This window comes from Streptomyces sp. 8P21H-1 (assembly GCF_013302945.1).
Genome location: NZ_JABTYA010000017.1, coordinates 10780 through 19972, shown reverse-complemented (window position 1 = coordinate 19972; position 9193 = coordinate 10780). Strand labels below are relative to the sequence as shown.

At 72.3% G+C, this 9193-nt stretch carries 10 protein-coding genes and 1 pseudogene; 5 read left to right on the top strand and 6 right to left on the bottom strand.

Going from position 1 to position 9193, the window contains the following annotated elements; all coding sequences use genetic code 11:
- The 4 genes and pseudogenes from HO151_RS00540 to HO151_RS00525 all read right to left on the bottom strand — a co-directional run.
- Positions 1-215, bottom strand: a pseudogene (locus HO151_RS00540) (urease accessory protein UreF); the annotation flags it as partial.
- Positions 216-270: 55 nt separating this feature from the next.
- Positions 271-2100 carry an urease subunit alpha gene (locus HO151_RS00535; protein ID WP_173894168.1) on the bottom strand — a complete coding sequence of 610 codons (1830 nt, stop codon included), beginning with the start codon at positions 2098-2100 and terminating at the stop codon, positions 271-273.
- Entirely contained in the window at positions 2090-2746 is a 657-nt protein-coding gene (locus HO151_RS00530; RefSeq protein WP_173894167.1) for an urease subunit gamma, read from the bottom strand. Before HO151_RS00530 ends, HO151_RS00535 begins: the two co-directional genes overlap by 11 nt.
- A 246-nt stretch (positions 2747-2992) precedes the next feature.
- Positions 2993-4270, bottom strand: coding sequence for a PHB depolymerase family esterase (locus HO151_RS00525; RefSeq protein ID WP_173894166.1), 1278 nt, complete (start codon positions 4268-4270; stop codon positions 2993-2995).
- A 245-nt stretch (positions 4271-4515) separates the two neighbouring features.
- Between HO151_RS00525 and HO151_RS00520 the strand changes: the two genes are divergently transcribed.
- The 5 genes from HO151_RS00520 (at position 4516) to HO151_RS00500 (ending at position 7193) form a co-directional block, all read left to right on the top strand.
- Positions 4516-5022 (top strand): ATP-binding protein, encoded by a 507-nt coding sequence (locus tag HO151_RS00520; protein WP_254594605.1) that lies wholly within the window; start codon positions 4516-4518, stop codon positions 5020-5022.
- Positions 5023-5222: 200 nt separating this feature from the next.
- The gene (locus tag HO151_RS00515) at positions 5223-5408 is read left to right on the top strand and encodes a hypothetical protein (RefSeq protein ID WP_173894165.1); all 186 of its coding nucleotides are present in this window, start codon (positions 5223-5225) and stop codon (positions 5406-5408) included.
- Between the two features lie 317 nt (positions 5409-5725).
- On the top strand, positions 5726-6064 hold the full coding sequence (locus HO151_RS00510) for an STAS domain-containing protein (RefSeq protein ID WP_173894164.1): 339 nt from the start codon (positions 5726-5728) through the stop codon (positions 6062-6064).
- Between the two features lie 287 nt (positions 6065-6351).
- Positions 6352-6546 carry a hypothetical protein gene (locus HO151_RS00505; RefSeq protein ID WP_217422737.1) on the top strand — a complete coding sequence of 65 codons (195 nt, stop codon included), beginning with the start codon at positions 6352-6354 and terminating at the stop codon, positions 6544-6546.
- On the top strand, positions 6543-7193 hold the full coding sequence (locus HO151_RS00500) for a hypothetical protein (protein WP_173894162.1): 651 nt from the start codon (positions 6543-6545) through the stop codon (positions 7191-7193). Before HO151_RS00505 ends, HO151_RS00500 begins: the two co-directional genes overlap by 4 nt.
- Before the next feature lie 170 nt (positions 7194-7363).
- Here the strand turns inward: HO151_RS00500 and HO151_RS00495 are convergent, their stop codons facing one another.
- Both HO151_RS00495 and HO151_RS00490 read right to left on the bottom strand, forming a co-directional pair.
- A complete protein-coding gene (locus HO151_RS00495; RefSeq protein ID WP_368039373.1) occupies positions 7364-7966 on the bottom strand; it encodes a class I SAM-dependent methyltransferase in 603 nt (200 codons plus the stop codon).
- Positions 7967-8382: 416 nt separating this feature from the next.
- A partial coding sequence (locus tag HO151_RS00490; RefSeq protein ID WP_173894160.1) for an ABC transporter ATP-binding protein occupies positions 8383-9193 on the bottom strand: 811 nt, incomplete at its 5' end.

Genomic DNA, 9193 nt, shown 5'->3' with positions numbered 1-9193 from the left:
TCCAGCGCCAGGGGGTCGTGTCCGGCGGTCGCGGCGGCCGCGAGACCGGCAGCGGTCAGCCCGGCGGTGTGCAGACGCCCCCGGCAGAACGCCGCCAGGCTCGCCGCGTCGTGCACGCTGCGGGAGGCCACCGCCGCCTCCATGCCTCCCGAGTGGGCGTACCCACCGGCCGGGAAGCGGCCGTCGGCCAGGACGAGCAGGGCAGCACCGGTCATGGGGCGGCGGCCCGCCTTTCTCCGAGGAGGACGGCCCGTACGGGCCGCGGACGGTTCAGAAGAGGAAGTAGCGCTGCGCCATGGGCAGTTCGGTGGCGTAGTTCAACGCGACCTGATGCCCGTCGACCGTGGTGCGCACATCCGATTCGACGGCGCCGCCGATGGTGACGTCGAAGGTGTCGGGGCCGACGACGACCTCCGGCACGCCGTCGTTGTGCACCATGTCGGCCTTCGTCACCCCGCGGGTGTCCTTGATGACCCGCAGCCCCTTGAGCAGGCCGCTGCGGGACAGCTCGCCGTCGGCGGCCAGTTCGGCCACGAAGTTGAAGGAGTTCGCGCCGGGGGAGCGGCCGCCGGCCCCCCACACCGGGCGCGGCAGGAACGGCTGCGGTGTGGGGATCGAGGCGTTGGCGTCGCCGATCTGCGCATAGGCGATCTGGCCGCCCTTGATGACCATGTGCGTCTTCACGCCGAAGAACTTCGGCTCCCACAGCACCAGGTCGGCCAGCTTGCCCACCTCGACGGAGCCGACCTCGTGGTCGATGCCGTGGGTGACGGCCGGGTTGATCGTGTACTTGGCGACGTAGCGGCGGGCGCGGAAGTTGTCCGCCTGCGCGTCGTCCTCGTGGAGGTGGCCGTAGCGGGTCTTCATGACGTGCGCGGTCTGCCAGGTCCGCATGATCATCTCGCCGATGCGTCCCATGGCCTGCGCGTCGGAGGACATCATCGAGATGGCGCCCATGTCGTGCAGCAGGTCCTCGGCGGCCATGGTGGAGGGCCGGATGCGGGAGTCGGCGAACTTCATGTCCGCGTCGACCTCCGGATTGAGGTGGTGGCACACGATCATCATGTCGATGTGCTCCTTGACGGTGTTGACCGTCAGGGGACGGGTGGGGTTCGTCGACGCGGGCAGCACGTTCGGCCTGCCGACCAGGCTGATCATGTCGGGCGCGTGGCCGCCGCCGGCCCCCTCGACATGGAAGACGTGCAGGCTGCGGTACCGGTCGTCCTCGGCGGCCGGGTCCTTCGTCGCGGCGAAGGTCTGCTGCACGAACCCGGACTCGTTGAGGGAGTCGGCGTGCAGGGCGACCTGGACGCCGGTCTCGTCGCACATCCGCAGGGCCGCGTCGATCACCGCCGGGGTGGCCCCCCAGTCCTCGTGGATCTTGAAACCGAGGGCGCCGGCGGCGACCTGGTCGCGCAGCGCCTTCTCGGACACCGTGCTGCCCTTGGCGAGCAGGCCGATGTTCACCGGATACGGGTCCAGCGCCTCGAACATCCGCCGCAGGTGCCACTTGCCCGGCGTCACCGTGGTCGCCTTGCTGCCCTCGGCCGGGCCGGTGCCGCCGCCGATCAGCGTGGTCACGCCCGAGGCGAGCGCCTCGTGGATCTGCCCGGGACACAGGAAGTGCACATGGGTGTCGACGCCGCCCGCGGTCAGGATGCGCCCGTTGCCCGCGATCACCTCCGTCTCGGGCCCGACGACGAAGTCCGAGAAGCGCTGGAGACCGTCCGGACCCGGCGCCATCGTCTCGGGGTTGTACGCCCTGCCGATCGCCTGGATCCGCCCGTCGCGCAGCCCGACATCGGCCTTCACCACACCCCAGTGGTCCAGGATCAGCGCCCCGGTGATCACGGTGTCCGCCGGCTCGCGGGGATCGTCGCGGGGAATGTGCGACTGGCCCATGGACTCCCGGATCACCTTGCCGCCGCCGAAGACCATCTCGTCACCGCTGCGGCCGGGGCCGCCGCTGAGATCGGCGTCGATGCGCAGCACGAGGTCGGTGTCGGCGAGCCGGACCCGGTCGCCGGCCGTCGGACCGTAGAGGTCGGCGTACCGGGAGCGCGTCAGCGGGTCGTACGGCCGCTCGGTCTCACCGTCCATCGAGGTTCGCCTCCCGCTCGGTCTTGCCGGCCCGCAGGCCCCGGACGACGCGCTCACCCGCGATGGGCACCAGCCGTACGGTGCGCTCGTCGCCGGGCTCGAACCGCTCCGAGGTGCCCGAGGGGATGTGCAGCCGCATGCCGTGCGCGGCCTCGCGGTCGAAGTCGAGTCCCTCGTTGGCCTCGGCGAAGTGGTAGTGCGAACCCACCTGGACCGGGCGGTCGCAGGGGTTTCTCACGACCAGGTCCACATGGGCCGACCCCGCGTTGAAGGCGATCCGGTGGTCCTCGTCGTCGGGGAGGAGCTCCACCTTGCCCGGATGGACGGTCACCTCCTTGTCCGCCTCGTCGAACGGGTCGTGGATCGTCACCAGCTTCGTACCGTCCGGGAACGTCGCCTCGACCTGCACGTCGCCGATCATCTCCGGGACCCCGTCCATGACCTCGTCCCGGGTCAGCACCCGCCGGCCGGACTCCATGACCGCGTCCACCGTCGCCCCGGCCCGGGCCTCCTCGTACACGTGCGCCGTCAGCAGCGCCACGACCTCCGGGTAGTTCAGCCGCAGGTGCCGCTCACGGCGCCGCCGGGCCACGTCGGCGGCCACATGGATCAGCAGGCGCTCCTGCTCGTGCGGAGTCAGATGCATACACGCTCCCTCTTCCTCGCTCGTCGGTCGATCCGCGCGGCCGGACCCACAGGGACAGCGCCGGAACGCCGGAACGCCGAAGCCGCAGAGCGATCCTCGGCCCGGCGACCGGCGGAATCGGCGCAACGGCGACTATTCGCACCGATGGGGTGGAGCGGGAGCACGGATGCACGGGTGGCGCGGAGAGGGCGCTCGTGCCGCAGCCGCAGCGGCCCCCTCCCCCCGGGCCCCGGCCCCAGGGGTCCGTCAGCGTCGGTGCTGGGCCGCCATCCACTGCCAGATGCGGGTGCCGTTCGTGCTGGGGTCGTTGCGGGCGACGTAGATCCACGACCAGTGGCCGGGGAACCGGTGGCCGTTCCAGGTGACGTCGTCGTAGAGCGTCATGAGCGAGCCGGGGATGAGGCCGTGCGCGTGGACGGTGTTGGCCTGCGGGTCCACGGTGGTGTCGTCACGGGAGGTGACGAGCCAGCTGGGGGTGCTGATCCCCGCCAGCTCGCTGTCGGGTATCAGCGGTGCGCCACCGGGCGGGAAGGACGTGACGACGCCGCAGATCGGTACGGAAGAGGCGAACAGGGTGGGGTAGACGGTGGTCATCTTCATGCTCATGTAGCCGCCGTTGCTGCAGCCGACGACATGGATCCGGTCGCGGTCGACGCGGTTCCCCCGCACGACGTCGCCGATGATCTCGTGGATGAGGGGGGCGAAGCGGGGGCCGTCCTGCATCCAGGCGGAGGTGCTCTGCGGCGCGAGGACGTAGGCGCCGTCGAAGATGCGCTGTGCCCGGGGGGTGGCGAAGCCCAGCGCGCCGCGGTTGGCCCGCAGCGTGGTCTCGTTGTCGTAGTAGCCGTCGGGCAGTGAGGCGCCCTCGCCCCCGCCGTGCAGCCAGACGACGAGGGGGCGCCTGTCCCGCCGGGAGGAGTGGCGGCCGGCGGGTGAGTACAGCCGGTACTTCATCCCCGAGCGGGAGACGTGGGAGCTGAACGCGTCGACCTCGGGGTCCGACAGCCGGCGGTTCTGCACGAAGTTCCCGATGGTGACCAGGCGGTGGTCGCGCAGCGCGATCGGGGTGTGCTGGGTGATGGTGTAGGCGAGGTCGAGCATCACGTTGCGGCCCCGGCCCGCGAGGTAGCCGAGGGTGCCGCCGCCGGTCAGGCCCTCGGCGTGCTCCAGTTCGAGGACGATGTCGCCGCGGTGGTCGAGCCGGACGGCGGTCACCGTGCGGTCGAGGTCGTACTCGCCGTGGATGACGTCGCCGGGGGCGAGGGGGATCGGGCTGGTGGCCCTGGCGTGCACGCTGAAGGTGCCGGCGGTCAGACCGGCCGGGTCGACCGGGCCGAGCCGGGAGGTGCCCAGGGTGACCGAGGTGACCTGTTCGCCGCCGTCGAGCACTCGGGCGTTCAGGGTGAATCTCACACTGCCGGTGGCACGGTCGTCGGCATGCGCGGCGACGCCGGGCAGGGCGAGACCGGCGGCGGCGCCCGTGCCGGCGGCCAGAACGGTGCGGCGGCTCAACGGTGTTGCCATGCGGACTCCTTGTGCGGTGGGGGTGCGATGAGGGCTTCGTCGCGGCCTGTCCGCCGGACCCGGCGGTGGGGCCGCGGAGGAGTTGACGGCGGCCCGCCCCGTGCGGGACCGGGGTGGGCGGTGGTGCGAACGGGACGGAGGCGAGCACCGCCGGCACGTTACCGGCGCCGCCGCACGGCGACCAGGTACCGCTTCGGCTTTTCTCGGGCGGCGACGGCCGGTTCCCGGGCCGGTACCGGAGCCTCATGTCTGATCGCCGGTGGCGGGGGCACCAGGGTTCGGCAGGCAGTATGGGCTACGACGGTTGCGTGGAAGGCGCCGGCCGGTTCGCGGCGGAGCAGGGGGAGCAGTCGGTGGATACGGGGCACATGCAGCGAAAGGTGGACTCCGCTGCCGGAGCCCGCGAGGAAGTACGCCGTGTGCTGGGCGACTTCTACGGCGCCCGTGCCGACGACGATCCCGCGGTGCGCACCACTGTTGGGGACGCGCTGCTGGTGACCAGCGAGCTGGTGACCAACGCGATCCGCCACGGCGGCGGCCTCCTCGGCTTCGAGGCCCGCGTCAGCGAGGACGAACTGGTCCTGCACGTCACCGACGCGAGCCCGCGGGAACCCGCCACGCCCGCCACCGCACATCCCGGCACGCCGGGAGGCTTCGGCTGGGCGCTGGTGCGCCGGCTGTGCCGCGAGGTCGCCGTACGGAGGCGTCCGGACGGCGGCGGCAAGACCATCACCGCCCGTCTGGCCCTGTGACGGACGAGATGCCGGGTCGGTCATGAGGCGTTACCGGGTGCCCCGTACGTCTCGAACGGCTCACTGTGCTTCACGCCACACCGGTTGCCCCGGTCGGCCTTTCCGACGTGGTCCGGGCATGGGAGGCTGCTGGCTTGAACGGGCCATGAACTGCTTGAATGACGGCCTGCACGGACCGGGGCGTCGGAGAGGACGGCCGCATGACGAGTACGAAACGCCGCTACAGCCTGACGTGGACCGACCCGGACGGCGCGGCGCAGGCATCCGCCGGCCGCTACAACAAGCGTTCGGCCACGCAGCGCCGGAGGGCACTGGAAGCGGCCGGCTGCACCCGCGTCGAGGTCGTCGTGGTCGAGCCCGGCGAGCTTCCCGAGCCGGCACTCTGACCCACCCCGCCGTACGTACCCGTGCCTCCCGCCGTACGGCCGCGGCTTCGAGGGGCGACATTCGGCCTCGATGACGCACATACCGGTCCATGGGAGCTCCGCAGTACGGGACGTCCTGGCCGGAAGGTTGTCTCTGTGCAACTATGGCCGGACAAGAGATTGATCGGTCTCCCGTTGCTGCGGGTTGCGGGGACCGGTTCACGGGTTTCGGGAATCGCCCTCAACATGGGCACCCGGTCCCGCCATTGCCGCCAGGCGGCCTCTGCAGGCGCCTGTGTGTCCTTGGGCTCACAACCCCCGATGGGGGGGCGCCCGCCATGAGCATCAGCACCACGATCGACGGCACCACGGCTGTCATCCGCCCGCGCGGAGAGATCGACTTCGACACCCTGCCCGCCCTGCTCGCCACCGCCCAGAAACTGCCGCAGCCCGTCACCGAAGTGGTCTGGGACCTACGGGAAGCCCAGTTCATGGACGTCTCCGCGCTGCATCTGCTCGTCCACCAGCGGCTGGCCTGCCAGGAAGCGAACCGGACGCTGACGGTCACCGGCCTGAGCCAGCAGCCGCAACGGCTGCTGCAACTGGCCCAGGAACTCTTCCCGGCGGACCAATGGAGTGACTTCTTCCCCTCCGGGCTGTCCGCGGCTGTCGCCTGACAGCGAGGCCCTTCGCATCAACCTGCCTCCACGCCCCCCGGCCGTACCGGGGGGCGTGGAGGCTTTTTGAGTCCCGCCACGGCCCGGCGGGGCCCCCGTCGGGCCGTGGCGGCCGGTCGGGGCCCCGGCTACCGCGCCGGTTGTACGGGCGGGAACGCTACCGCGGTGGTACGACACCGGATCCACCGCCGGCGGTTGACGCCGCGGGGCCGGGGCCGCCGTAGCGTCGGTCGGGGCCGGGGAATTCGGCCGGGGGCAACGGGGGTGATGGCGTGTCGGCTGCGTCGGTGCAGTTCACCGAAGTGCTGCGGGGCCGGATACGCGCCGCGGGGGAGACGGGGGAGACGGGGGCGGCCGGGTGGCCGGCCGCCGCCCGGCTGACGGTGACCCTGGACGACGTCGAGGGGTTCCTGCGGGGCGCCCGCCGGGCCCGCGCCGAGGGCTGGGTGGAACCGCTCGCCCAGGGGGCCGCCGCCCGGTGACGGCCGGGACCGTCGACTTCTTCGTGCCCGGTCCGCCAACGGCGCCCACCGGACGCGCTCCGCGGCTCGCGCTGGTGTACACCCTCGCGGTCACGTCGGCGCACGGAACGCCGTACGTCCTGCACGGGGTCAAAGGGCTCACCGGAGGTTCGCCGTGCCGGCTCTGGCCGGAGACGACCACGCTGGACGTACGGGTCGTCGCCACGGGACGGACGACGACGGGGGCGTCCTCGCCGGACGAACGGACCCCGGTCGAACGCACCTTGGCCGAACGGACCCCGGACGAGCAGATCGCGTACGGACAGGTCGTGCGCGGACAGGTCGTGCCCGAGCAGGTCACGCACCGGCAGGTCACGGGTCCGGACAGGGTCGTCGCCGAGGGCGAACTGCGCATCGGCCCGGCCGCTTTCCTGCGGCAGCTCACCACCTTCCGCGGCACGGGACAGGGCGCCGGACGGGCCGCGGGCGCCTTCGCGCTCGACTTCGCCGGGCGGCTGGCCCGCCTGTACGCCGATCCCCGGCCTTCGTCCCGGGGCCGCTCCACCGGGCCCCCTGTTCCGTCCGACCCCCTCCTTCGTCCTCCTTCGCCCGAACCTCCCCCATGTCCCCACTCACGCCCGTCCTCTCCCACGTACGGAGGAACGTGATGGAACAGCCGCCCGCCCGCGGCACGACGGCCGGGGTCACCGACGCGGCCGTGACCCGGCACCCCTTCGGCACCGGCGACGGCCTGACCCTGGACCTGACCCGGCTGCGCCGCGCCGACTGCGACGACGTCGTGCTGCCGAGTCTGCGCCCAGCGGGGGAGGAGGGGCCGTCAGCGCAGCCGGCGCGCCCGCAGCACCACGTCGTCGGTGTGGTGCGCGCCGGCGCCCCCCTCGGGTGCCACCCGCGGCCGCACCTCGTCCACCTCCACCGTCCAGTCGTCGTCGAGCAGGGCGGTGACCATCGAGGGCCAGACGTAGTCGGCCGGGTCGAACTCGCTGTCGTGCGCCTGCTGGGTGTCCATCCCCGCGTGGTGCACGAGCAGCAGCGTGCCACCGGGGGCGACGGCCGCGAGCAGCGCTCGCTCGGCCGCGGCGTCGGAAGTGCGCAGCAGAGCCGGGTACTGCGCGGAGACCAGGTCGAAGGAGGCCGGCGGAAGCGCCGCTTCCGTCAGCGCGGCGTGCACCCAGTGAATGGTGACGCCGGCGTCCCGCGCGTGTTCCGCCGCCCGTTCCAGTGCCACGCCCGAGACCTCGAGCGCGGTCACGTCCCAGCCGCCGCGCGCGAGCCAGACGGCGTCCGCGCCCTCGCCGCAGCCGACGTCGAGCACCCGTCCGGGTTCGAGGCCGGCGACCTCGGCCACGAGTGCGCCGTTGGGCCGGCCGCTCCACAACTGCTGCCGGTCGGTGTACCGGTCGTCCCACTCCGCCCGCACCGCGGGGTCTCCGACGTATCCGTCGGCGGGGAAGGGAGAGGAGGGACGGGAAGCAGGGGAGGCAGGGGCGGGAAGGGAGGGGGCGTCGGAAGCGGGCGATCCCGTGATGTTGTCAGTCACGGTCCCACCGTCACCCCTCAAGTCCCGGTCACGCCACTTCTGTTGCCGCTCCGGCAAAACGCCGTCCGAGCGACGGGGAACAGCGCCGCCCGCCATACGGGGAACAGCACCGCCCGCCACGGAGACGCACCGGCTGCGGTCACTTCGCGTCCCGGTCCGGGAGGGGCGAGCAGCGGGTGGGCCCCGGTGTCCGCCCCTCGGGCGGGTATTCGCAGTCGAGGCTTGAGACCTCGTAGTCGTCGCTCTCGCAGTCCTGCTCGACTGCCGCTCCACACCGTGGCCGCACACCGGCGTGTCTACCGACGGTGAGCGGAACCACCGTTCAGGAGCTGGGTGTTCACCAGCTCGCTGTAGAGCGCGTCCTGGGCGAGGAGGTCGGTGTGGGTGCCCACGGCCCGTACCCGCCCCGTCTCCATGACCACGATCCGGTGGGCGGTCGTCACGGTGGACAGACGGTGGGCGATGACGAGCACGGTGGTGTCGTGGGCGGCGCCGGCGATGGTGTCGCGCAAGGCCGCTTCGTTGGCCGCGTCGAGCTGGGAGGTGGCCTCGTCGAGCAGGAGCAGCGACGGGCGGCGCAGCAGGGCGCGGGCGATCGCCACGCGCTGGCGTTCGCCGCCGGAGAGCCGGCTGCCGCGGTGGCCGACATCGCTGTCCAGCCCGCGGGGCGAGCGGTCGGCGACCTCGTCCAGCCGGGTCAGACGCAGAACACGTGCGAGTTCGTCCCGGGAAGGGGTGATGCCGCCGAGCGTCAGGTTGTCCCGCAGGGTCCCCGCGAGGACGGGGACGTCCTGCTCGACGTAGCCGATGCAGGCGCGCAGCCGGTGCAGCGGCCACTGCCGGACGTCTTCGCCACCCAGCAGGATGCGACCGGAGTCGGGTTCGTAGAAGCGCTCCATCAGGGAGAAGAGCGTGGTCTTGCCCGCGCCCGAGGGACCGACGAACGCGGTCAGCCCGCGGGCGGGGAGGGCGAAGGAGACATTGTGGTGGACGATGGGGGCTCCGGGCCGGTAGCCGAAGGACACCTGGTGGAACGCCACCGTGAGGGGGAACCGCCCGCCTGTCCCTTCCCCGGGTTCCCCGGATTTCTTGGGTTTCTTGGGTTCC

Coding starts and splice junctions, on each gene's coding strand:
- HO151_RS00535 (WP_173894168.1), bottom strand. CDS start 2,100: ATGGACGGTGAGACCGAGCGGCCGTACGACCCGCTGACGCGCTCCCGG.
- HO151_RS00525 (WP_173894166.1), bottom strand. CDS start 4,270: ATGGCAACACCGTTGAGCCGCCGCACCGTTCTGGCCGCCGGCACGGGC.
- HO151_RS00510 (WP_173894164.1), top strand. CDS start 5,726: ATGAGCATCAGCACCACGATCGACGGCACCACGGCTGTCATCCGCCCG.
- HO151_RS00515 (WP_173894165.1), top strand. CDS start 5,223: ATGACGAGTACGAAACGCCGCTACAGCCTGACGTGGACCGACCCGGAC.
- HO151_RS00520 (WP_254594605.1), top strand. CDS start 4,516: ATGTCTGATCGCCGGTGGCGGGGGCACCAGGGTTCGGCAGGCAGTATG.
- HO151_RS00530 (WP_173894167.1), bottom strand. CDS start 2,746: ATGCATCTGACTCCGCACGAGCAGGAGCGCCTGCTGATCCATGTGGCC.